Raw genomic sequence first — 23483 nt, 5'->3', positions numbered from 1 at the left:
GATTCAGTAACGCGACAGTGCTGCTCGGGTCTCTTTTTTGATTTGCTTGTCTTTTTCTGCGGCACGCTTGTCGTGGAGCTTGCGTCCTTTGCCCAAGCCCAGGGTGAGTTTGATCCAGGAGCCCTGCAAATGCAGGTTAAGGGGAATCAGCGTCAGTCCTTTCTGGTCCAGCTGGCCGCGCAGTTTGTCGATCTCCCGCCGGTGCGCCAGCAGGCGCCTCACCCGCAGTGGGTCGTGGTTGAAGTACCCGCTGGCATGGGTGTGGGGGGAGATGTGCACATTGTGCAGCTGCAGTTCTCCATTGCGGATCAGGCAGAACCCGTCGCGCAAGTTGGCCTGCCCGGCCCGGATTGATTTCACCTCGGTGCCCACCAGTTCGATGCCGGTTTCCAATGTTTCGAGGATGTCGTACTGATGCCGGGCTAGGCGGTTATCCGCCAGCAGCCGGTTGGCTGCGGCGCGCGCTGCAGCGGCACTCTTCTTGCCTCCTCCTTTGGCCATCCCCCTTTAGGCCTCTCAGCCGCTTGATTCCCCGACCCTATCCAGAGGTCGGTACCCTTCCATCATGGCGATCGTTTCCTCTAACGCCGCATCTCAGTGTCCGCGGCCGGATCGGGTCCCGGATCGGGTGGTGGATGGGGCCCGTCAGGATGGGGATGACGTCGATCTCGCACGGGCTGGTGTCAAGGAGGACAGCCTGCGGCCCAAGCGGCTTGCGGATTACATCGGCCAGCGAGAACTGAAGCAGGTGCTGGGCATCGCTGTTCAGGCGGCCGTCGGCCGCGGCGAGGCCCTCGATCACGTGCTGCTCTACGGCCCCCCTGGCCTGGGCAAAACCACCATGGCCATGGTGCTCGCCGAAGAGCTGGGCGTGACCTGCAGGATCACCAGTGCGCCTGCGTTGGAGCGTCCCCGCGACATCGTGGGGCTGCTGGTGAACCTGCAGCCCAAGGATCTGTTGTTCATCGATGAGATTCACAGGCTGAGCCGGGTGGCCGAAGAGCTGCTCTATCCGGCCATGGAAGACCGCCGCCTGGATCTCACCGTGGGCAAGGGCAGCACGGCGCGCACCCGAGCCCTCGATCTGCCTCCCTTCACGCTGGTGGGGGCCACCACCCGGGCCGGTGCTCTGAGCTCGCCGTTGCGCGATCGCTTCGGGTTGATTCAACGGCTCGAGTTTTACGGCCTGGAGGATCTGCAGGCCATCGTGGAACGGGCCGCTGGACTGCTAAATCTCGAACTCAGTGAGGCGGCCTGCACGGAGATTGCCCGCCGCTGCCGGGGCACCCCCCGAATCGCCAACCGTCTGCTGCGCAGGGTGCGCGACGTGGCCTGCGTGCGGGCTTGCGAGGGCTGCATCGATCAACACCTCGTGGATGAAGCCCTCACCTTGCATCGCGTTGATGGCCGGGGATTGGATGCCAGTGATCGCCGCTTGATGGAACTTCTGCTGCAGTCCCATGGCGGTGGTCCCGCCGGCCTCGACACCCTGGCGGCCGCCTTGGGTGAGGACCCGTCCACCCTGGAGTCGGTGGTGGAGCCGTACCTGCTGCAGCTCGGTTTTCTGCAGCGCACCCCCCGAGGCCGGGTGGTGACCGCTGCGGGTCGGGGTCATCTCGGTTGGCCAGAGGGTCAGGAGCAGGTGGCATGACGCGATTGCGCCATTGTTTGACCTTGCTGGTGCTGCTCGCCTTGCTGCTTCTGCCCGGGCCGGTAATGGCGGCAGGCGATCCTGAGGCCGGAGACTTGCCGCGTCTGTTCGAGCGGGCCTTGAGCCTGAGCCGCCAGGGCGATCCGGAGGCGGCGCTGCCCCTCTGGGATGAAGTGCTGGAGATGGCGCCGCGGGATGCTGCTGCCTGGAGCAACCGCGGCAACATCCGCTTGATGCTGGGGGATCCTGAGGGTGCGATTGCCGATCAGACCCGCTCGATCGCCCTGGCACCGGAGGATGCCGATCCCCACCTCAATCGCGGCACTGCTGAGGAAGCCTTGCAGCGATGGCCTGAGGCCGCGGCTGATTACGACTGGATCCTCCAGCGCGATCCCCTCGATGCCTCGGCCCTTTACAACCTCGGAAATGTGCGTGGGTCTGAGGGCGACTGGGCCCAAGCCCAGCGTCTGTATCGCCAGGCCGCCGATGCCCGTCCAGGCTTCGCCATGGCCCGCTCCAGCGATGCTCTGGCCCTCTATCAGCTCGAAGATCTTCCTGAAGCCGAACGTCAGCTGCGCAACCTCATCCGCCGCTATCCCTTGTTCGCTGATGCCCGCGCCGCACTCAGCGCACTGCTCTGGCGCGAAGGCTCTCGTGGTGAAGCCGAAAGCCATTGGGCCGCGGCTGCCGGACTGGATCCCAATTACCGGGATTCCGCCTGGCTAGCGCAGGTGCGGCGCTGGCCGCCGACGCCGATCGCTGATCTCGAGCGCTTTCTCGCCCTGGAGGTGTCATGACCTCTGTGTTGCCCTGGACTGAGCGCCTGGAGGCGATGCTGCCGGAGTTGATCGACTTCCGCCGCCATCTCCACTCCCATCCCGAGCTGAGCGGTGAGGAGCACCAGACCGCCGCCTTGATTGCGGGTGCTTTGCGGGAGGCCGGCTGGCGGGTGCGCGAAGGCGTGGGTCGCACCGGTGTGGTGGCGGATCTCGGCCCGGAGCAGGGCCCCAAGCTCGGTCTGCGGGTGGACATGGACGCTCTGCCGGTGGAGGAACACACGGGGCTGCCTTACGCCTCCTTGCGCCAGGGGGTGATGCATGCCTGCGGGCACGACCTGCACAGCACCATCGGCCTCGGGGTGGCCCGGCTACTGGCTGGTGAGCCCGAGAGGCCAGTGGGCCTTCGCCTGCTGTTTCAGCCCGCTGAGGAACTGGCCATGGGGGCTCGTTGGATGCGGGAGGCCGGAGCCACTGAAGGGCTGGATGGGTTGTTCGGCGTGCACGTGTTCCCGTCCCTTCCGGCGGGGAGCATCGGTGTGCGCAGCGGCAGCCTGACCGCCGCAGCGGGTGAGCTGGAGATCGAAGTGATCGGTGAGGGGGGGCATGGCGCCCGTCCCCATCAATCGGTAGATGCAATCTGGATCGCCTCGCGGGTGGTGACGGGGTTGCAGGAGGCGATCAGCCGAAGGCTGGATGCGCTGCATCCGGTGGTGGTGAGTTTCGGACGCATCGAGGGGGGGAAGGCCTTCAATGTGATCGCCGATCGGGTGCGATTGCTTGGCACCGTGCGTTGCCTCTGCACAGAGGTGCATGACCGACTGCCTGCCTGGATCGAGGACACGGTGCAGGCCCTGTGCGCGGGGTTCGGCGCTACCGCTCAGGTGCACTACCGATGCATCTCACCTCCGGTTCATAACGACTCGACCCTCACGGCTCTCTTGGAACGCAGTGCCATCGAGCACCTGGGTCAGAGTCAGGTGCAGAGGCTGGAGCAGCCTTCCCTGGGGGCCGAGGATTTTGCCGAGCTGCTCAAGGACGTGCCAGGCACGATGTTCCGATTGGGAGTGGCTGGGCCCGAGGGCTGTGCACCGCTGCATAACGGCTATTTCCTGCCGGATGAGGCCTGTCTGGGCGTGGGGATTCGTGTACTGACAGCGGCGATGCTGGCCTGGGAGCCACCGGCATGAATCAACCCCCCCGTACCCGGTTGTATGTGCTTCTCTCACTGGCAGCGCCTCTGCTGGTGCTTCTTGGAGTGGTTGCTCTGTTTCAGCGAGAGGGAGCTGACAAATATCAGTCTCTCCCTGCCATTCTGGTGGGAACCGGCCTGGTGATCCATGCGGTGGTGGGCCGTCGCCGGCGGCGCCATCGGCTGCTGGTTGCTCTCCGCGATAGTCGATTCGAGGAAACCTGATCCGATGGCATCCACATCTGAACCGTCCCAAGGGGACGCCCCTGATCTCGAGGCCCTCAGGAATGCCATTGCTTCTGGGGATCCCACGCGAGCGATGCCCGCCCTCACCAAGCTGCGCTTCTGCAGCGACGAGGAGGCGGTGCCCCTGCTGGTGTTGGGAACGCAGCAGCAGGCGTTTCTGGTGCGTTCTCTCAGCTGCAGCGGTCTTGGCTACAAACGCACCGAGCAGGGGTGGATGGTGCTGGAGCAGCTCCTTGGCAGCGATGAGGATGCCAATGTGAGGGCTGAGGCAGCCAATGCCCTGGTGAGCTACGGCGTGGAGCGCTCCTGGCCGTTGCTTCGCACTGCTTTTGAGGCTGATGGTGCCTGGCTCGTGCGCTGCAGCATTCTCTCCGGACTGGCGGAACAACCGGAGATCAACCTGGCCTGGCTGTTGGAGCTGGCCGAGATCGCCATCGTGGATGGGGATGGCACGGTGCGGGTGAGTGGGGCAGAAATCCTTGGGCGGATCGTTCGAGAGTCCCAGGATCGTCCCATCGGCGAGCAGGCCCGTGTCCTTCTGCAGCCTTTGCAGCAGGACCAGGATCACAGGGTGGTAGCTGCAGCGCTCAATGGTCTTCAGGGGGGGTGATGTCCTGCTCCCCAGGACTCTTGCTAGCTTTTAAAAACCACTAGGGGTGCCCTGGACGTCTTCTTTGGCGGTCAGGGCTGAGATCACACCCTCCGAACCTGATCCGGGTCATGCCGGCGCCAGGGAAGTGAATGCACGTGATCTGCGGTTTGTCGACCGGCTCCTGGCAGTTCTCTCGCTGAACGAATCATGCGCGCTTCCTGGGTTGAGTCCCGACGCGGACAGGCCAACGTGTCCCAGATGCACTTCGCACGCCAGGGTGTGGTGACGGAGGAGATGGCCTATGTGGCCAACCGTGAGAAGTTGCCTGAATCCCTGGTGATGGAGGAAGTCGCCCGGGGTCGCATGATCATCCCGGCGAATATCAATCACACCGGTCTGGAGCCGATGGCGATCGGCATTGCCAGCAAGTGCAAGGTGAATGCCAACATCGGCGCTTCGCCCAATGCCTCGGATGCGGCCGAAGAGGTGAACAAGCTGAAGTTGGCGGTGAAGTACGGCGCCGATACGGTGATGGACCTCTCCACCGGTGGAGTGAACCTCGATGAAGTGCGCACGGCGATCATCGATGCATCGCCTGTGCCCATCGGCACAGTGCCTGTGTATCAGGCCCTGGAGAGCGTGCATGGTTCGATCGAGAAGCTCGATGAAGATGATTTCCTGCACATCATCGAGAAGCACTGTCAGCAAGGTGTGGACTACCAGACGATCCACGCCGGTCTGTTGATCGAGCACCTTCCGAAGGTGAAGGGACGTCTCACCGGCATTGTGAGCCGGGGTGGCGGCATCTTGGCCCAGTGGATGCTGTATCACCATCGTCAGAACCCCCTGTTCACGCGTTTTGACGACATCTGCGAGATCTTCAAGCGCTACGACTGCACCTTCTCTTTGGGTGATTCCTTGCGCCCTGGCTGCCAGCACGATGCCTCCGATGCAGCACAGCTGGCTGAGCTGAAAACACTGGGGGACCTCACCCGTCGCGCTTGGACCCATGACGTGCAGGTGATGGTGGAGGGACCAGGCCACGTGCCCCTCGATCAGATCGAGTTCAACGTGAAAAAGCAGATGGAGGAGTGCAATGAAGCGCCTTTCTATGTGCTGGGTCCCCTGGTGACTGATATCGCCCCCGGCTACGACCACATCACCTCAGCGATCGGTGCCGCCATGGCCGGCTGGCATGGCACGGCGATGCTTTGTTATGTGACCCCTAAGGAACACCTAGGTCTTCCCAATGCCGAAGATGTGCGCGAGGGCCTGATTGCCTACAAAATCGCTGCCCATGCGGCCGATATTGCCCGTCACCGGCCCGGTGCCCGTGATCGTGACGATGAGCTCAGCCGCGCCCGTTACAACTTTGACTGGAATAAGCAGTTCGAGCTCTCTTTGGATCCCGAGCGTGCCAAGGAGTATCACGATGAAACCCTGCCGGCTGACATCTACAAGCAGGCCGAATTCTGTTCGATGTGCGGACCCAAGCACTGCCCGATGCAGACCAAGATCACCGATGAGGATATTGAAGGCCTGGAGAAGGCTCTGGAGAGCAAACGCGGTGCTGGTGAATTGGCTGGGGTGAAGATGGAGAAAGCAGACTGATTGTCTGTCGAGGTGTTCGGAGGCAGATGCGCTTAATTGACGTCTCCTTTCAATCGCGACTGGAAGTCGGCAATGGTCCGGTCAAGGCCAGTCGCGAGGGAGATCGTTGGCGTCCATGCCAGAGCCTGCATGGCAAGACTGATCACAGGTTGTCGCTGAAGCGGGTCATCCTCGGGTAAGGGCTTGTTGATGATTTTTAATTCGGTATTGATGCGATCGCGAACCATCCTGGCGAGCTCTTGGATGGTGAATTCGTCCGGATTGCCAATGTTCATCGGTCCGGTGTGGTCGCTGTTCATCAGGCGGATCATGCCCTCGATTAGATCGTCGACATAGCAGAACGAACGGGTCTGGGAACCGTCGCCGAAGAGTGTGAGCGGCTCGCCTTTGAGGGCTTGAACGATGAAGTTGCTGACAACGCGGCCATCATCGGGAAGCATGCGAGGGCCATACGTGTTGAAAATGCGCATCACGCGCACTTCGGTGTTGTGCATGCGTTTGTAGTCGAAACAGAGCGTCTCGGCGATGCGTTTGCCTTCGTCGTAACAGCTGCGGATTCCAATGGGATTGACAGACCCCCGGTAACTCTCGGGTTGAGGATGTACTTCTGGATCGCCATACACTTCGCTGGTGCTGGCTAATAAAAGTCTGGCTCCGACGCGTCTTGCCAGCCCCAGCATGTTGTAAGTGCCAAGAAAACTGGTCTTGGCGGTTTTAATCGGATTGAACTGATAGTGGATGGGTGATGCGGGACAGGCCAGATGCCAGATTCGGTCGACCTCGAGTTTGATCGGTTCGGTGACATCGTGGCGGATCAGCTCGAAATCAGGGTGGCCCATCCATTGGGCAATGTTGCTTTTTCTTCCAGTGAAGTAATTGTCAAGGCAGATCACTTCTTCCCCTGACTTCATCAGGTGGTCGGTGAGGTGTGAGCCGAGGAAGCCTGCGCCTCCCGTGATCAGATTGCGCATGCCGTTATGGTCGCGTAAGCAGGCGATTGGTGCTCAAGAAAAAAGGCGGGAGATTCTTTCCCCCGCCTCGTCTGTTGATCTCAGCTGAAGTCTGGCTCAGCCCAGCAATGCCTTGGATTTGGCTACCACGTTCTCAACCGTAAAGCCGAACTTCTCCATGCAGGTGCCTCCAGGAGCGGAGGCACCAAAGCGATTCATCGTGACACTGTCGCCATCGAGGCCGATGAAACGGTGCCAGCCGAAAGCTTCGGCTGCTTCTACCACGATGCGCTTGCGCACCGCAGTAGGCAGAACTTGCTCTTTGTAGGCATCGCTCTGCTCATCGAAGAGCTCCACACAGGGCATGGACACAACGCGCACCTTCTTGCCTTCAGCACTGAGCTGTTTGGCGGCCTGCACGCAGAGGTCAAGCTCTGTGCCGGTGCCGATCAGGATCAGCTCAGGCGTGCCGTCGCAGTCTTCAAGGATGTAGCCGCCGTGGGCGACCTTGTCGATCGAAGAGTTGGCCTGGTTGGCCATGCCCTGGCGGCTGAGGCAGAGAGCACTGGGGCGATGACGGTTCTCGATGGCGAGCTTGTAGGCACCGCTGGTTTCGTTGCCATCACCAGGGCGGAACACCAGCATGTTGGGGATGGCCCGCAGGGACGGGATGGTTTCGATCGGCTGGTGGGTGGGGCCGTCTTCGCCGACGCCGATGGAGTCGTGGGTGAGGACGTAGATCACACCCAGCTCGCTCAGCGCAGACAGGCGCATGGAGCCACGCATGTAGTCGGCGAAGACCAGGAAGGTGCCGCCATAGGGGATTAGGCCGCTGTTGTGATATGCAATGCCGTTGAGCACAGCGGCCATGGCGTGCTCGCGCACACCGAAGTGCAGATAACGCTTCTCGGGGGTTTCCGGTTGATACGAACCGGTCTCACCCTTGATATCGGTGTAGTTGGAGTGAGTGAGGTCAGCGGAACCACCGATCAGCTCGGGAAGGTTGGGACCCAGGGCACCCAGGCAGATCTGGGAGTGCTTGCGGGTGGCCAGTCCTTTGTCGTCGGGGGTGTAAGTGGGGAGCTCCTTGTCCCAGCCCTGGGGTAGTTCACCGCGGAGCATGCGCTCAAACTCAGCCGCTTCGGCTGGGTACTGGTTGCGGTAAGCGGCGAGGGTTTGATTCCACTCAGCCTCTTGGCTGGCACCACGCTCTATGGCCTGGCGGTACTGGTCGTAGGCCTCCTGAGGTACTTCGAAGGGGCCATAGCTCCAACCCAGCTGTTTGCGGGTGAGCTCGGCTTCTTCCTCACCCAGGGGAGCACCGTGCACACCGGCGGTGTCTCCCTTGTTGGGGGAGCCATAGCCGATGGTGGTGGTCACCTTGATGATCGAGGGCTTGTCGGTGACGGCCTTGGCGGCTTCGATCGCTTTGGCGATGGCGTTCACATCGGTGTTGCCATCGGCCACGTGCTGCACGTGCCATCCATACGCTTCATAGCGCTTGAGCACGTCCTCGGTGAAGGACACGTCCGTGCGGCCGTCGATGGTGATGTGGTTGTCGTCGTAGAGCGCGATCAGCTTGCCCAGCTTCAGGTGGCCAGCCAGGGAACAGGCTTCCGAGGCCACACCTTCTTGATTGCAGCCGTCGCCCATGATCACGTAGGTGTAGTGATCAACCACCTGGGCGTCGGGCTTGTTGAACTTGGCCGCAAGGTGGGACTCAGCAATTGCCAGACCCACGGCATTGGAGATGCCGGCACCGAGTGGGCCAGTGGTTACTTCCACGCCGGGGGTTTCAAACGTTTCCGGGTGTCCCGGAGTTTTCGATCCCCACTGACGGAACTGCTTGATGTCCTCGATGCTCACCGAGTCGTAGCCCGTGAGGTGCAGCAAGGAGTACAACAGCATGCAGCCGTGTCCAGCGGAGAGCACAAAGCGGTCGCGGTTGAACCACTTCGGGTTCTTGGGGTTATGCCTCAGGAACTTGTCCCAGAGGGTGTAGCCCATCGGGGCGCAACCCATAGGCAGGCCAGGGTGGCCGCTCTTGGATTTGTTGACGGCGTCAACAGCAAGAAAACGAATGCTGTTGATGCAGAGCGTGTCGAGAGAGGCGGGCGCTGCGACCATGGTTCAGAAGTGAGTTGCGGACAGTTTGAAGGAGGGGTGCGGTGTCGCCGCTCACCCCATCGAGCGGAAAGCCAGGCAGACGTTATGGCCGCCGAAGCCGAAGGAGTTGGAAAGCACCGTTTCCAGTTTGTGGTCTCGGGCTGTATTGGGAACGACATCCAGATCACAGTCGGGATCTGGATTGGCGTAGTTGATCGTGGGGGGGACCACGTTGTGCTGCAGTGCTAGCACGCAAGCCACGGCTTCGATCCCGCCTGAACCACCCAGCAGGTGACCGGTCATCGACTTGGTGGAGCTCACCGGGATCTTCAGGGCACGGTCACCCAGAGCGCTCTTGATGGCGGCGGTTTCGTTGCTGTCGTTGGCGGGAGTACTGGTGCCGTGGGCGTTCACATAGTCAACGACGCAAGGATCAATGCCCCCATCCTCAAGAGCGAGGCGCATAGCAGCCGCTCCGCCGACTCCACCCGGAGTGGGTGAAGTGATGTGGTGGGCATCGCAGGTGGTTCCGTAGCCCACGATCTCGGCAAGAATGGTGGCGCCGCGTGCCTCGGCGTGGCCGAGGGTTTCCAGCACCAGCAGACCGGCACCTTCGCCGATTACGAATCCATCACGGTCTCGATCGAAGGGGCGGCTGGCCGTTGCCGGATCATCGTTGCGGAAGGACAGGGCCTTGGCGCTGGCGAAACCTGCCACGCCCAGGGGGGTGATCGCCGACTCCGCTCCGCCGCAGAGCATGGCATCGGCTTTACCCAGCTGGAGCAGGCGGAAGGCATCGCCGATGGCGTTGGATCCGGCGGCACAGGCGGTGGATACAGCTGAACTTGGTCCTTTGGCTCCCACGGCGATTGCCGCCAGACCTGTGGCCATGTTCGGGATCATCATGGGCACGGTGAATGGACTCACACGGCTGGGGCCCTTCCCTTCCAAGACATGGGCTTGGGTCTCCATCATGAGCAGACCGCCCACGCCGGAGCCGATGATGATGCCGATGCGATCAGCGTTCTCTGGAGTGATGTCCAGGCCGGCATGGATCAGGGCTTGTTTGGCCGCGACAACACCGAATTTGCAAAACCGATCCCAGCGTTTGGCTTCCTTGGGTTCGATGAACCCAGAAGGATCAAATGCTTCGACTTCGGCCGCGAAGCGACAGGCATGCCGAGACGCATCGAACAGGGTGATCCCTGCGACGCCATTGCGGCTGGACGTGAGTCCATCCCAGTAGTCGGCAACGCTGTTGCCGATCGGTGTCACCGCGCCAAGGCCGGTGACCACGACGCGTTGGAGACCCTCCACCATGCTGCGGAACCTCAGGCCTGCTTGTCTTCGATGTACTTAACGGCGTCGCCCACTGTGGCGATGCCTTCGGCGGATTCGTCGGGAATTTCGATGTCGAAGGCTTCCTCCAGGGCCATCACCAGCTCGACGGTGTCGAGCGAGTCGGCGCCTAGATCGTTCTGGAAATTGGACTCCGGCTTCACTTCACCGGCGTCGACGCTGAGCTGCTCCGCCACGATCGAACGGACTTTTTCGAGGATCGCTTCCTGAGACATGGCCGTGAAGACGGGACGCCGCATCTTACGGGCTAGCGCAGGCAGCATCGGCCACGGGCGTTAACAACAGTGACGGCAGAGCGCGAGCTCGATCCCAGACGCGGGCGTGACAGGTACGTTGACTTCAAGTCAACCGCACTGAGACGGGTTCATGTCCCACGCCGTCAAGATCTACGACACCTGCATCGGCTGCACCCAGTGCGTGCGTGCCTGTCCACTCGATGTTCTCGAGATGGTTCCTTGGGACGGTTGCAAGGCTGGTCAGATCGCCTCGTCCCCTCGCACCGAGGATTGCGTGGGTTGCAAGCGCTGTGAAACCGCCTGCCCCACCGACTTCCTCAGCATTCGCGTTTATCTCGGCGACGAGACCAGCCGCAGCATGGGGCTGTCGTATTGAGCGACCTCTCGGTCTTTCGGATCTATTACCCATAAGCTCAGCCCGGCACTGCCGGGCTTTTTTGTATGTGCGGAATCGTTGCGGTGATTGGCTCGCGGGACGCAGCACCGCTGTTGCTTGAGGGTCTTCGTCAGCTGGAATATCGCGGCTACGACTCTGCCGGTGTGGCCACGGTGGAGGCAGGGCAGCTGCATTGCATCAGGGCCAAGGGCAAGTTGGTGAACCTGTCGGCACGGGTAGAGCGTGAGGGAGCCCCGGGGTTGGTGGGCATCGGCCATACCCGCTGGGCCACCCACGGCAAACCCGAGGAGCACAACGCCCATCCCCACCGTGATGGCAGCGGTGCGTTGGCGGTGGTGCAGAACGGCATCATCGAAAATCACAGAGAACTGCGGGAGGAGCTCACCGCCAACGGCGTGAGCTTCCGCTCCGACACCGACACGGAGGTGATTCCCCACCTGGTGGCTGCGGAGCTGGGACGGTTGCAGGCCGCTGGACGCGGCGCTGATGGAGCCCTGCTACTTGAGGCCGTGCAAGCGGTGCTGCCGCGACTGCAGGGGGCCTACGCCCTGGCCGTGCTCTGGGCCGAAGTTCCAGGGGCACTGGTGGTGGCCCGCAAGGCGGCCCCTTTGTTGATCGGTTTGGGGGAAGGCGAGTTTCTCTGCGCCAGCGACACCCCCGCCCTGGCTGGCTTCACCCGCACGATCCTGCCTCTGGAGGATGGCGAGGTGGCGTTGCTCAGTCCGCTCGGCATTGAGCTCTACAACGCCAGCGGAGCGCGGCAGCAGCGCAGCCCTTCTCTGCTCAGCGGCCAGGAGCATGTGGCTGACAAGCGGCACTTCCGCCACTTCATGCTCAAAGAGATCCATGAGCAGCCAGAGACGGCCCGGCTCTGGGTGGAGCGGCATCTGCCGCCGGGGTTGCCGGCACAGCAGCCGGTGGCCCTGCCCTTCGATGAAGCTTTTTACGAGGGTATTGAGCGCATTCAGATCCTGGCCTGTGGCACCAGTCGCCACGCTGCTCTTGTCGGGGCCTATCTGCTCGAGCAGTTCGCTGGTGTTCCCACCAGCGTGGATTACGCCAGTGAGTTCCGCTATGCGCCACCGCCGCTGGCTCCCAATACCCTCACCATTGGTGTCACCCAGTCGGGTGAAACGGCGGACACGCTCGCGGCCCTGGCGATGGATGTTGAGCGCCGCCAGGGCCATAGCGATCCAGCCTTTGCGCCTCGGCAGCTGGGAATGACCAACCGGCCGGAGAGTTCCCTGGCCAGGCAGGTGCCCCACATCCTCGACATCGGTGCGGGAATCGAGGTAGGTGTAGCGGCCACCAAGACCTTCCTTGGCCAGCTGCTCGCCTTTTATGCCCTAGCCCTGGGCTTTGCAGCTCGCCGCAACAGCCGCAGTGAGGCGGACATCGCCGGGTTGATCACTGAGCTGCGAGGTCTGCCGGAGCAGCTCAGTGCCTTGGTGGAGCAGCACGATCAACGCTCAGAAGCGATGGCGCACCGGTTTGCCGACACCCAGGATGTGATTTTTCTGGGGCGCGGCATCAACTATCCGATTGCGCTGGAAGGGGCGCTCAAGCTCAAGGAGATCAGCTACATCCACGCCGAGGGCTATCCGGCCGGGGAAATGAAGCACGGGCCGATCGCATTGCTCGACGCCCGGGTGCCGGTGGTGTCGATCGCTGTGCCCGGAGTGGTATTCGAGAAAGTGCTCAGCAATGCCCAGGAAGCCAAGGCCCGAGATGCCCAGCTGATCGGGGTGGCGCCTGAGGGCCCGGATACAGATCTGTTTGATGAGCTGCTGCCGGTGCCAGCGGTGAGCGAGTGGATCAGCCCTTTGCTCACGGTGGTGCCGATGCAGCTGCTGAGTTATCACATTGCAGCCCATCGGGGCCTGGATGTGGATCAACCGCGCAACCTCGCCAAGAGCGTCACTGTGGAGTGAGGGCGGCCCTGGCGGCCGCATTGCTGCGGCCATACACATCGTCGAAGCGCACGATGTCGTCTTCTCCCAGGTAAGCCCCGCTCTGCACCTCGATCAGTTCCACCGGGATCCTTCCCGGGTTGGTGAGCCGGTGCCGGCAACCGAGGGGGATGTAGGTGCTCTGGTTCTCGCCGATCAGCTGCTGATCGCCATCGCGTTCCACCAGAGCTGTGCCCTTCACCACGATCCAGTGTTCGGCGCGGTGGTGATGCATCTGCAGGGAGAGGCTGGCACCGGGCTTTACGGAGATGCGCTTCACCTGCCAGCGGCTGTCTTCGACTACGCCGGTGTAGTGACCCCACGGCCGGTAGATCTTGCGATGGGCCTTGCCCTCTGAGCTGCCATCTGCCTCCAGCTGCCTCACGATCGTTTTCACGTTCTGGGCCTGGCTGCGATCGGCAATCAGCACAGCGTCGTCGGTTTCAACCACCACCAGGTTCTCTACGCCCAGACCTACCACCAAGCGGTGTTCGCTACGCAAGTAGCAGTTGCGGCTGCCCTCGCTGATCACGCGGCCCCGCAGCACGTTGCCGTCGTCATCGCGATCGGCGGTCTCCCATAGGGCGCTCCAGCTACCTACATCACTCCAGCCGGCGGCCAGGGGAAGCACGGTGCCCAGCTCGGTTTTTTCCATCACGGCCACGTCGATGGCCACATTGGGGCATTTGGCGAAGGCTTCGCGCTCCAGGCGGAGGAAATCAAGATCGGCTACGTCCTGTTCCAGGGCGGCGCGGCAGCAGCTCACCAACTCCGGTGCCAAACGCTCGAGTTCGGCCAGCATGGCGCTGGCCTTGAACAGGAACATGCCGCTGTTCCAGGTGAAGCGCCCACTGGCAAGGAACTGCTCGGCTGTGGCGCGGTCGGGTTTCTCCACGAAGCGGGCGATCGGCACGGGGGTGAGGGCACCGGGTTGCAGCGGCTCGGCCGCTTCGATGTAGCCGTAGCCCGTTTCCGGCGCTGTGGGCACGATGCCGAAGGTCACCAGCCGGCCGGCCTCCGCTTCCTTGCGCCCGGCGTCGATGGCGGTGCGGAAGTGGGCGGCATCACGGATCACATGGTCGGCGGCAAGCACCAGCAGCAGCGGGTCCTCACCACGGGCTGTGGCCTGGAGTGCGGCGACGGCCACGGCAGGAGCCGTGTTGCGTCCCATCGGCTCCAGCAGGATCGCGCCGGGCTCCTCGCCGATCTGGCGCATCTGCTCGGCCACGATGAAGCGGTGGTCGTCGTTGCAGATCAGCAGGGGAGGCGCCAGGTTGTCGAGTCCCTTCAGCCGCTGCTGGGTTTGTTGTAGGAGGGTCTCATCGCCGCTCCCCCCTAAGGGCCAATACTGCTTGGGATAGCTGGCACGGGAGAGGGGCCAAAGGCGCGTGCCGGTGCCGCCACAGAGAATGACCGGGATCAGAGGGGTGGTCACCGGATGCCATACAGATGACAACTAGTTTCTCCCACCATCCTGAACTTTGTCTGTTTTGGTTCTCAGCGCATGGTGCGCACGGCGTCGGTGGTTTTGCTCATGCGGCTGAAGATCAGCTGGAAAATCGTGCGTTTTTGCAGTTTGATTTCGGCATTGAGGGCCATGCCCGGCTGAAGTTCGAAGGTTTTGCCGTTTTTGCTGAGGCTCTGGGCACTGAGGGCCAGGGTGACGGGGAAATGGGGGTAGTTGTAGGGGTCTTCCGGCGGTAAGGAGTCCTGGCTTACCAGGGTGACCGAGCCTGGGAGCGTTCCATAGATGGTTTTGTCGTATGTGGTGAAGCTGATCTCGGCATCCTGGCCAGCACGGATGAAGGCGATGTCCGAGTCGCGGGCGAAGGTCTGGGCTACGAGGTCGTCAATCGGAACCAGCTTGAGAAGGGAGGTGGTGTTGTTCACCACAAGGCCTGTCTGAGCCTCCAGGTCGATCACCGTGCCAGCGACCGGAGCCCTGAGGGTGACCAGGTCGAGGGCGTTCTGAGACTTCACCAAGGAGGCTCTGAGCTGAGCCTGAACGCTTTGTGATTGGAAGGAAATGGTTTGCAGCTGCTCCCTGGCTTCGGCCAGGGAGCGTCGGGTTACCTCGAGCTGGCGTTGCTTTTCAATCAATTGCAGCTGAGAGCTGGCACCCTGTTCCGCCAGCTGTTTGAAGGGCTCAAGGATCTGCCGATCGATTTCGAGCTGGGTTTCCAGACCTCGGATCGTTTCTCTGATGCGGGCCTGCTCCGATTGCAGACGAGCGGCTTCCGCCTCAAGCTGCTTCTGCAGTTCATCAACATTGCTGGTCTGGACCCGCGGGTCGAGCACCACCAGCTCCTGACCCTGTTGAACCACGTCGCCGCTTTTGACCAACACCCTCTTCACCACCCCAGGCTCTGGCGTGGTGAGGTCTTGAGTGCTGCGTCGGGTGACCAGTTTGCCGGGCACCGAAACGATCTGATCGATCTTCACCGTGGAGGCGAAGTACACCACCACGAAAAACAGAGCTGAAAGGCTTCCGACCAGAACAGCCGGTAAAACTGGGGACGGTCTTGATTCCAGTCGCAGCGCTTCATCGCCCGATTCATTGACGCGGTTCGCTGAGGGGCTGGGGAGAGATTTCTGAGACATCGTGAAGGTGAAGGCTCTTGAGCTACCGGATTGCGGGGCAGACCGCTCAGACCACAACAGCTTCCTGCTGCTGCGCCAGCTTGGCAAAGGCGCCTTGCAGGGCCATCAACTCGTTCCAACTGCCCTGCTCCACCAGCACACCGCGGTCGAGCATGAGAATTTTGTCAACGCTTCGCAGGCAACCGAGCCGGTGCGTGACCACAATCATGGTCTGGTTCGTGAACCGTTGACGCAGGCGGCGCAGGACAAGGGTTTCGGTGGTGGGGTCGAGGGCCGAGGTGGCCTCATCGAGAATGATCATCCGTGGGTTCTGAAGCACCATCCGGGCAATGGCAATTCGCTGCTTCTGGCCGCCGGAGAGACCGCCACCGCGTTCGCCCACCTGGGTGTTGTAGCCGTCAGGCAGCGACATGATGAATTCGTGAGCACAGGCCACGGTGGCGGCCTGTACCACGGCCTCGTAGGGCGCATCCGGCATGTTCAGGCGCAGGTTGTTCATCACCGTGCCGTCAAACAGGATCGATTCCTGCGGTACGAAGCCCAGCTGGCGCCGCAGACTGCCGATCTGAACCTTGCTGATATCAACGCCATCGACGAAGACCCGGCCTTCATCAGGTTTGTAGAGGCCATCAAGGAGCTGCACCAAGGTGCTTTTGCCGCTGCCGCTGGTTCCCACCAGTCCGACCACTTGGCCCGCGTCGATGGACACATCGAAATGATCCATTTGGCTTTGTCCGTTCAGGCCATAGGAGAACGACACCTTTTCGAAATCAACACGACCTGTCACGGACGGCAGCGGCAGCATCGAGCCGCTGGCGAGTGAATCTTCCGCTTTCTGACTGAGTACATCGGCCAGTGAGTCCATGGCGGCACGTGCTTCTTGGTACTGATCTGAAACGGTTGATAACGACACCATCGAGCCGGCGATGGTTGAACCCAGAATCATGAAAATGAAAATGGCCCCTACAGATCCCTCACCATTAATTGTGAGAATAGCTCCGGTCAGGATTAAGGCGACGCGGCTCGCCTTTGGAATAATTTTGTTGATTTCTCCGGAGATGGTCTTCATTTGACCAAGCTTGAAATCTTCACCGGTGAAGATTCGGTAGCGGCTGAGCCATTGCCAGCGGGCCTGCGTGGCGAAGTTCTGTGTTTTCAGCGTGCGGATGGCTGTGAGGCACTCCACAAGGAACCCCTGCGATTTCGACCAGGCGCGATTGCGGCGGTTGATCAGGCGTTTGATCACTTTGGAAGTGAACCAGGTGTTGAAGAACATCAACGGAACCTTGATCATCACAACCAAGGTCATCAGGGGTGAGATCGACAGCAGGATGATCGCCAGCAATGGGATGAACAGCACATCGATGGCGGTGTCGATCACGGTGCCTGTGAGAAAAGCCCGCACCTTGCGCAGGTCGTTGAAGCGGTTGGCGAGGTCGCCGACCGTGCGCCGATCAAAGAAGCGCATCGGGAGGCGGAACAGATGCCCCACCATCTGACCGCCGAGGTTGGTGTCGATCCGGTCTGAAAGGTCGGTGGTCAGCACGTTGTTCAACAGGGCGAGCACAGCCTTGACACCGATCAGAAGGCTCATGACGCCGATGATCGGCCAGAGCAGGCCCAGATCTCTGGTGATGATCACCACATCGATGATCTGCATGATCAGAAGGATGAAGAATGTATCCAGCACCTTCTGCACAAATCCGCTGATGAAAATCAGCAGCAGCTGTGGGCGGTATGGGCGAATGACTTCCCAGAACCAGCTCAAGTCGAACCGCGTGGCCAGTTGATCGCTTTCGCTGGATTCCGCAGGGCGGATCAGCATCAACTGGAGCGGGCCTTCACCCCACTGTTTCAGTTGCGCTGGGCTGAGTTTGCGGATGCCGTCCGTGGGGTCGGCCAGCACCAGTCCGCGCGCACTCGCTTCTTCCACCAGAACGAAGCGATCATCGAGCTTCAGCAACGAAGGCGTCTCCAGCCGGTGCAGGCTGTTGGTGGGTGCAGCGAGGGGGCGAACCTCGAGGCCCAGACTCTCCAGGAGCTGACCCAGATGCAGAAGTGTGATCCCACCCAGCCGTGATTCACAGTCGCTGAGCAGCATCCGCGCCGTTTCACGAGGAAAGGGGAAGCGGTAGCGGTTGGAGAGGCGCTGCAGGCAGATCAATGCAGTTTCAAGACTCCCTTCGGCACGCCCGCGCATCTGAGGAATGCGCAGGGTGTAGTCCGTGAGCCCCAGGCTGGATGGGGCGATGGGATCGGGAAGCTCCTCGGCATCTCGAGCGTTTTGCCAGAGCGGTTCAGGAGCTGATCCCGAGCTGGCGCGGCTCGTACTCGGTCGGGTGGCCCGGACGGCCAGGGCTTCGTTCAAGGCGTCTCGGCGGATGCCGAGCAGACGGCCTCCGAGTGGTAACTCGCGCGACTCCTTGGAGGGTGACCAGTGTTCGATGGCTACACCGAGGGGTGCCCGGGGCGTCAGAGGAGCACTGGGAAGCCAGAGCCAGTTGTCATCCAGGGGGCAGGCGCTGCTTAGCGCTTCGCCGCTCAGCAACTGGAGGGCACCCGGGCGCCAGAGTTCTGTGAACAGTCCTGGGAGATCGCTGTAGCGATGGGGTTGGCGGCTGATCCAGGCCATCAGCAGCTCCGCAAGCTCACTTCTGGCCGGCTCCAGGCATCCCTTCTGAAGGGTTGGATCACTCGGTAGGAGCTGGAGAAACTGACGCGCGGGCAGGGCCGCTACGACGGTCGGCTCCATGGCGGTCACCGCTTCGCAGGGGCGGTTGCGCACCAGCCCGCACCAACCGATGGCCTCACCGGTGAACAAACGCGCCAGGGTGAAGGGTCCGCTTGCAGGGTCGTCACCGATGAGACGAACGGCTCCTTCGGCGATGAACATCACCTGGTGGGGAAGTCTGTCGGACTGCAGCAGTGGTTGACCGGTGCGGTACCTCAGCCATTCCAGCTTGGCCCGCTGGGAGGCCAGAAAGTTCTGAAGAGGAATCGGCAGTGCGGTGACGTTTTCGCTCATGGCAGGGGAATGGAACAGGTAGACCCCGGCTTGGGCTCCCCAGCCTGGAGCGATTTGATGGTGTCAGTTAGCCAGCGGCGATACAGCCGCTGAATCAGGTCAAGTCTGTCATTCCCGTCCCATTGAGCCGGTTGGCGGCTATCGAGCCGAAGCACAATCGTGCGCCCGTTACCAAGCTGCAAGGGTGGCTGAATCACTCCCGGAGTGATACGAAGCAGTAGCCGGTCGAGAGGCGCGTCCAGATCTTCGAGGCGCAGTGGGCCGAGGCGGCCACCGGTCTCACGGCTACGGCCAATCGATAGCGGAGCCAGTTGGGCAAAACTGACATCGCCTTCTTGCAGCCGAAAGGCCCATTCCTGCGCAAGATTGGCATCCTTGGTTTGTAGCACCGAGAAGCAGAATCGGTCGAGCGCTGATCCTTTTTCGAGAAATTGATCGTGGGCCTGATTGGAGAAGTGGGCCACCTGCCATTCCTCCAGGGTGCAATCAACGGCGATGAGACGTTCGATGGTCCGTCCGAGCCAGAGGGTGAGCAGTTGGGTGCTTTCAAGGGCATCAAGCACTTCGGTACTAGGCCACTCAAGAGAGATTGATGAGATGTGATGAGATGGGGAAGGCTGATTCATGGGTTCAGTGCTGGACGTGCAGAACCGAGTTGATGCAGTCAGAAGGGCTGCGTATGAGGCGATTCAAGAGGCTGACTGGGAAGCGGCGGAAGGGTTGCTGCGTCGACTCATCCAGCTCAACCCTTCGGCAGGGGTGGATGTGTGGGACCACCTCGGTTTCACCTTGCTGATGCAAGGAGATTACCTGGGATGCCTGGAGGTTTTGAAGCCGTTTGCCAGCCACCCTCAGCGCAGTTTCTGGGTGCAGCACAAGCTTGGTGATGCCTATCGGGGCCTGAATCAGCTCGATGATGCCGTGCGCTCTTATCGCCTTTCGCTCCAGGAAGGTTCCGACAGTCCGCTCAGTTTTCGCAATCTGCTGCAAGTGTTGGATCGCCAGGATCCTCGGTTGGCCCTTGGGGAGCTGAAGCGTTGGCGGCAACTGGCCGCAGGGATGCCGGACGCGGCCTGGGATGGTGCCCGGCAAGCGGCTTTGTTGGTGCCAGGTCCAGCGCTCGTGCAAACGCTGCAAAGCTGGGGGTTGGCGGATGGTGACTGTCGCCAGCGTTTGCTGAAAGCGGCTTGTTATGGAATGGACATCGATCAGGTCTGCGATCTGCTACGGGAGGCCGCGGCACAGCCAGCAGGGCTGACAGCCTGGGAACAGGCACTGCAAGAACGCCTCAAGCGCTTGAATCTTTTGCCGTCGTCGCGTTCGGCAGCCACCAACGGCCGAGGCGCTGCCTCACGACCGCAGCCAGGCGGTGGGGGCTGAGCCGCTCCCTAACCAATCGGCTGCCTGCGTCCCCGAGTTGTTCTGCATGGCCGGGGTTTCCGGCGAGGCGGCGCATAGCCGCTGCAGCAGCTGAGAGATCGGGTTCAGCCCAGTGGCAACCGGCGAGGTAGTCGCCATAGCTCCGTTCCAGAGGCTGGAGCTGCCAGGGAATCAGTGCTGCACTGCCCGGCGGCATGAAATCGAGGTTGCCGGAGTAGCCCGTGGCGATCACGGGCATACCCAACGCCATCGCTTCGGCAAGAGTGAGCCCGAATCCTTCGGCGCGGTGCAGGCTGACGAGGGCGTCGGCTTCGTCGTAGAGCGCATCGAGCTGCTCATTACTCAGCAAGGCCTTGATCCAGCGGATGCGCGGATCGCCCGCTGTCAGGGCATCCATGGCCATGGCCTGTTCCGGAAACTGTTCGGCGCTACTGGCTTTGATCAGCAGCTGAACCGAGGGTTGATCCTGCGCATGTCTGGGAAAGGCCTTTTGGAAGGCGCGGATCACCGCTTCCGGGTTTTTGCGCTCCGGAGTGCTCCAGAAATCGAAGAGCGTGAGAAAGGTGAAAGGGAGGCGGTCTTGGCGTTGGCGGCGCTGTTGCTGACGCAGTCGGCGGCGTTCGTCCAGGTGCGACCAGTCGGGAAGATGGGGTAAGGCGATCACTGGAATCGGTGATCGCAGAGCAAGGGACTGTGCCGTGAAACTGCTGGGGCACCAGATTTCGTCGTAGTCGCCAAAGAAGCGCTCCCATCCATCAGGAAACGCTTCAAGCTCCCAGGCCCAGTAACCGATGCGCAGGGGTGCGCTGAGGGGTTGGCGTTGGAGCAGTTCAGGATTGCTGGCGAGGATGTTGGGGTTGGTGTGGACCAGGTCCACTTGAGGGGTGATCTGCTGCTGGTCTAGGCATGACGTGTCCTGCGGCATGGCTTGCACTGCGGCATGACTGGCCAGTGCCAGATCCACGTAGTCGAGGGTGCAGCCTGCGGCCTGCAGGCAGCGGGCCGTGGCCCGGGCTCCTCCGGCGAGCCCAAAGCCAGCGCGGAGGTGGCCATAAAAACGCACGTGCATGGCTGCGGTCTAAACCCATGCGTGATAATGCCCAAACGAGGGTCATTTGACCGATGACCTGACGATGAATACCGGGGGTTGACGATGCAATCGCAACGGGAGTCTGCTGAGCAACGCCGTCGAGACCTGCATCGGCACCGCATCACCGGGACGCTTGAGGGGGCACGGTTCGCGACGGCTGTTGCCAGCTCTATTGGTCTTCCACTGGAGGCCTTGCATGAACACGTCGGTCCCTATCCCCTGTTTCTGCCTGGTTCGGATAACACCACGGAGACCCACCAACAGTTTTATTCGCAACATGCCGAACAGGAGCAGCTCTACCTAGCGCTCTGCCGACGCGTGGTCGAGGTCATCGGAGAGCCGTGTTTTGTGCAGCGTATTCCCACATATCGATTTGGTTTGCCAGGCAATCGTTGGGTTGGCAATTATCATCGTGATTCAGATTTTGGGCATAGTAATTACGAATTCAACGCCATTTGTGCGCTCACTGTCATGAAGGGCAGTGCTGCTTTGCATGTGGAGCGAGATGCTGGCAGCCACTGTTTTGACCCTCTCGAGCTTGATTCTGGTGAATTAATCCTGTTCGATCACATCGATCGCTTGCACGGCTGTCCGTTGAATCGTGAAGGGGTTTCGGTGGCGAGCATTGACTTCCGCTTTGTTCCCGAGCGCTTTGCCACTGAAGCCTTCCGTACGGATGCCACCAGTTTGAATACAGGTACGGCTTTTCTGCCGGGGCATTACTTCACCAAGGAGCCGATCTGATGGGGTTTCGCAGCGTTTTGAAGCGGAATCTGCGGCTGGGTTTGAACCGCAGTCAGGCGTCGTGGGAGCGAATGATTGGCCCCATTCAGGCCCGTCGTAATCGCGATCGCCTTCGTTCAATCAATGCTCTCGATCGCATTCAGGAGGTGCGGTTGCCGGGTACGGATTCGTCCAAGCTCGATCACTTGGTTCTGTTTTCCCATTTCCATCCAAGGGGTTGGTTGCAGCGCTGCATTCGCCGTGAACTGGCGGATCTGCGGGGGCGTGGCTGGCAGGTTTTGCTTCTCAGCGACCATCTCGATGCAGCGGCACTGGCCTGGTGTGATTCACAGGAGATCGGTTGGCTGCGACGCCGGAATGAAGGACGCGATTTCGGGGCTTTTCAGGATGGTTGGCTGATGTTGCGCCACCGTGGTCTCTCGGAGAGCATCGAGCGATTGGTGATGCTCAATGACAGTGTTTACCCCGTGGTGGACCTTGAGGGGAGTAGCTGGCCGATGTTTCTCGACGTGCGTGATGCGTCGGTGGTGGGTTTCAGTGATTCCTTCCAGAACGGCTATCACTTGCAGAGTTATGCCTTGAATCTGCCTGGGGCGATCTTGCAACAACCCTGGTGGGAGTCGTACTGGGCTACCTATCCGGGCTGGGGAGGCATGACCATTGCCATTCGTGATGGAGAAATCGGTTTGTCTCAGTTGTTGCTTCATCAGGGTGTTGCCCTGCGGGCGCTTCACCCAGTGAGTCGGCTCCGGGCCCAATTGGCCAGTGCCCATCTCTTGGAGCAGCTTCAGCTTCACTGTTCCAAGGAGGCGTCCCAGTGGATTCAGCAGCAGCTGCTGAGCACCGGCTTGAGTTCATTGAATTACGTATCGCCAGCTCACTATTGGGCCATTCCTCTACTGTTAGATGGCTGCCCCTTTCTGAAGCGATGGCTGATGGAAAGCAACGTGAATCAGATGCCGGATCCCTTGCTGGTGGCTGGCGGGCAGGTGTCGCTGGTGGATCCTGATGAATTGGTGGATTACCTGCGGCCACCGGTGACCGGCTTTGCGGGATGAGCGGAGAAAACAGCGATTGTGTTGAGCGAGTGGCGACTTTGATGCTGTTCATTTGTAGTGATAGATCATGCTCTTAATCTGCGCTAAACTGCTTTGAAAATTTGATGCTGATTATTCAAAGTTTGGTATATTAAGAGCACTATTTATCAATATACTGAATAGATTTAATCGTAATTGGCGAGAATATCGGGTAAAATGATTCTGAGATGGCTTCAGTGGTTGATCGGATCGCCGGAGATGTTGAGCGAAGTGATGGTGAAGTCTTGATCCCTTTCAATGAATTCAATTCTACATTCACGGCCAATATTTCATTGAGATGATGGTCGTCTCTGCAGGTAAAATCAGTGATGGTATTGACGAAATCCCCTTAGCAAGGGCTGTCTGGTCATTTCCGCGCTTCTTTGGAGCTAGGCTTGCTACCCGCGCCTTTGCGCATGATCCCGTCTGAAGCGTTGTTGAAGGCGAAGCCGGTTGAAGGGTGATATGAGCCAAATCGATCGGCCCTCATCTTCTCAAATGT

Annotated in this window: 21 protein-coding genes and 1 riboswitch; of the genes, 11 read left to right on the top strand and 10 right to left on the bottom strand. The window is 60.9% G+C overall.

What is annotated here, in order from left to right:
* Nucleotides 1-3: 3 nt before the first annotated feature.
* Complete coding sequence (smpB, locus tag ACLM45_RS08585) at nt 4-501, bottom strand: SsrA-binding protein SmpB (RefSeq protein ID WP_006042526.1); 498 nt, start codon at nt 499-501, stop codon at nt 4-6.
* A gap of 64 nt (nt 502-565) precedes the next feature.
* Between smpB and ruvB the strand changes: the two genes are divergently transcribed.
* From ruvB to thiC, 6 genes are all read left to right on the top strand, one after another.
* Nucleotides 566-1651 (top strand): Holliday junction branch migration DNA helicase RuvB, encoded by a 1086-nt coding sequence (ruvB, locus tag ACLM45_RS08580; RefSeq protein ID WP_415408800.1) that lies wholly within the window; start codon nt 566-568, stop codon nt 1649-1651.
* Nucleotides 1648-2448, top strand: coding sequence for a tetratricopeptide repeat protein (locus tag ACLM45_RS08575; protein ID WP_415408799.1), 801 nt, complete (start codon nt 1648-1650; stop codon nt 2446-2448). The genes ruvB and ACLM45_RS08575 overlap by 4 nt, the downstream gene beginning before the upstream one ends.
* On the top strand, nt 2445-3617 hold the full coding sequence (locus tag ACLM45_RS08570) for an amidohydrolase (RefSeq protein ID WP_415408798.1): 1173 nt from the start codon (nt 2445-2447) through the stop codon (nt 3615-3617). The genes ACLM45_RS08575 and ACLM45_RS08570 overlap by 4 nt, the downstream gene beginning before the upstream one ends.
* Nucleotides 3614-3844, top strand: a complete 231-nt coding sequence (locus ACLM45_RS08565) for a DUF3188 domain-containing protein (RefSeq protein ID WP_415408797.1) — start codon at nt 3614-3616, stop codon at nt 3842-3844. The genes ACLM45_RS08570 and ACLM45_RS08565 overlap by 4 nt, the downstream gene beginning before the upstream one ends.
* Nucleotides 3845-3848: 4 nt before the next feature.
* Complete coding sequence (locus tag ACLM45_RS08560; protein WP_415408796.1) at nt 3849-4475, top strand: HEAT repeat domain-containing protein; 627 nt, start codon at nt 3849-3851, stop codon at nt 4473-4475.
* Between the two features lie 32 nt (nt 4476-4507).
* Nucleotides 4508-4618, top strand: a riboswitch (TPP riboswitch).
* A gap of 46 nt (nt 4619-4664) precedes the next feature.
* Entirely contained in the window at nt 4665-6068 is a 1404-nt protein-coding gene (thiC, locus tag ACLM45_RS08555) for a phosphomethylpyrimidine synthase ThiC (RefSeq protein ID WP_006042520.1), read from the top strand.
* A gap of 32 nt (nt 6069-6100) precedes the next feature.
* Here thiC and ACLM45_RS08550 read toward each other — a convergent pair whose 3' ends face one another.
* The 4 genes from ACLM45_RS08550 to acpP all read right to left on the bottom strand — a co-directional run bounded on the left by ACLM45_RS08550 (nt 6101) and on the right by acpP (nt 10698).
* Nucleotides 6101-7039: a UDP-glucuronic acid decarboxylase family protein gene (locus tag ACLM45_RS08550; RefSeq protein WP_415408795.1), complete on the bottom strand. Its 939-nt coding sequence runs from the start codon at nt 7037-7039 to the stop codon at nt 6101-6103.
* 96 nt (nt 7040-7135) lie between these two features.
* Nucleotides 7136-9145, bottom strand: coding sequence for a transketolase (tkt, locus tag ACLM45_RS08545; protein WP_415408794.1), 2010 nt, complete (start codon nt 9143-9145; stop codon nt 7136-7138).
* Nucleotides 9146-9196: 51 nt separating this feature from the next.
* Nucleotides 9197-10444, bottom strand: a complete 1248-nt coding sequence (gene fabF / locus ACLM45_RS08540) for a beta-ketoacyl-ACP synthase II (protein ID WP_006042517.1) — start codon at nt 10442-10444, stop codon at nt 9197-9199.
* Between the two features lie 11 nt (nt 10445-10455).
* Nucleotides 10456-10698: an acyl carrier protein gene (acpP, locus tag ACLM45_RS08535; protein ID WP_006042516.1), complete on the bottom strand. Its 243-nt coding sequence runs from the start codon at nt 10696-10698 to the stop codon at nt 10456-10458.
* Nucleotides 10699-10849: 151 nt separating this feature from the next.
* Here acpP and psaC point away from each other — a divergent pair, with 151 nt between their 5' ends.
* Both psaC and glmS read left to right on the top strand, forming a co-directional pair.
* A complete protein-coding gene (psaC, locus tag ACLM45_RS08530; protein ID WP_006042515.1) occupies nt 10850-11095 on the top strand; it encodes a photosystem I iron-sulfur center protein PsaC in 246 nt (81 codons plus the stop codon).
* 65 nt (nt 11096-11160) lie between these two features.
* Nucleotides 11161-13047, top strand: a complete 1887-nt coding sequence (glmS, locus tag ACLM45_RS08525; protein ID WP_415408793.1) for a glutamine--fructose-6-phosphate transaminase (isomerizing) — start codon at nt 11161-11163, stop codon at nt 13045-13047.
* Here glmS and ACLM45_RS08520 read toward each other — a convergent pair.
* From ACLM45_RS08520 to ACLM45_RS08505, 4 genes are all read right to left on the bottom strand, one after another.
* Nucleotides 13034-14500 carry a mannose-1-phosphate guanylyltransferase/mannose-6-phosphate isomerase gene (locus ACLM45_RS08520; protein WP_415408792.1) on the bottom strand — a complete coding sequence of 489 codons (1467 nt, stop codon included), beginning with the start codon at nt 14498-14500 and terminating at the stop codon, nt 13034-13036. The genes glmS and ACLM45_RS08520 overlap by 14 nt on opposite strands.
* A 62-nt stretch (nt 14501-14562) precedes the next feature.
* Entirely contained in the window at nt 14563-15666 is a 1104-nt protein-coding gene (locus ACLM45_RS08515; protein WP_415408791.1) for an HlyD family secretion protein, read from the bottom strand.
* 46 nt (nt 15667-15712) lie between these two features.
* Nucleotides 15713-18691, bottom strand: a complete 2979-nt coding sequence (locus tag ACLM45_RS08510; RefSeq protein ID WP_415408790.1) for a peptidase domain-containing ABC transporter — start codon at nt 18689-18691, stop codon at nt 15713-15715.
* Nucleotides 18688-19317, bottom strand: a complete 630-nt coding sequence (locus ACLM45_RS08505; protein WP_156783650.1) for a peptidylprolyl isomerase — start codon at nt 19315-19317, stop codon at nt 18688-18690. The genes ACLM45_RS08510 and ACLM45_RS08505 overlap by 4 nt, the downstream gene beginning before the upstream one ends.
* Between ACLM45_RS08505 and ACLM45_RS08500 the strand changes: the two genes are divergently transcribed.
* A complete protein-coding gene (locus tag ACLM45_RS08500; RefSeq protein ID WP_415408789.1) occupies nt 19316-20071 on the top strand; it encodes a tetratricopeptide repeat protein in 756 nt (251 codons plus the stop codon). The two genes, ACLM45_RS08505 and ACLM45_RS08500, sit on opposite strands and share 2 nt — an antisense overlap.
* Here ACLM45_RS08500 and ACLM45_RS08495 read toward each other — a convergent pair.
* Nucleotides 19980-21140, bottom strand: coding sequence for a glycosyltransferase family 4 protein (locus ACLM45_RS08495; RefSeq protein WP_006042507.1), 1161 nt, complete (start codon nt 21138-21140; stop codon nt 19980-19982). The genes ACLM45_RS08500 and ACLM45_RS08495 overlap by 92 nt on opposite strands.
* An 84-nt stretch (nt 21141-21224) precedes the next feature.
* Here ACLM45_RS08495 and ACLM45_RS08490 point away from each other — a divergent pair, with 84 nt between their 5' ends.
* Together ACLM45_RS08490 and ACLM45_RS08485 are read left to right on the top strand one after the other, a co-directional pair.
* The gene (locus tag ACLM45_RS08490; protein ID WP_415408788.1) at nt 21225-21905 is read left to right on the top strand and encodes a hypothetical protein; all 681 of its coding nucleotides are present in this window, start codon (nt 21225-21227) and stop codon (nt 21903-21905) included.
* A complete protein-coding gene (locus ACLM45_RS08485; protein WP_415408787.1) occupies nt 21905-22963 on the top strand; it encodes a hypothetical protein in 1059 nt (352 codons plus the stop codon). Before ACLM45_RS08490 ends, ACLM45_RS08485 begins: the two co-directional genes overlap by 1 nt.
* The last annotated feature ends 520 nt before the right edge of the window (nt 22964-23483 follow it).

The organism is Synechococcus sp. A10-1-5-9 (genome assembly GCF_047716785.1).
GTDB lineage: Bacteria > Cyanobacteriota > Cyanobacteriia > PCC-6307 > Cyanobiaceae > Synechococcus_C.
Note: the sequence above shows the minus strand (reverse complement) of the source record. Positions and strands in the feature narration are given on the sequence as shown.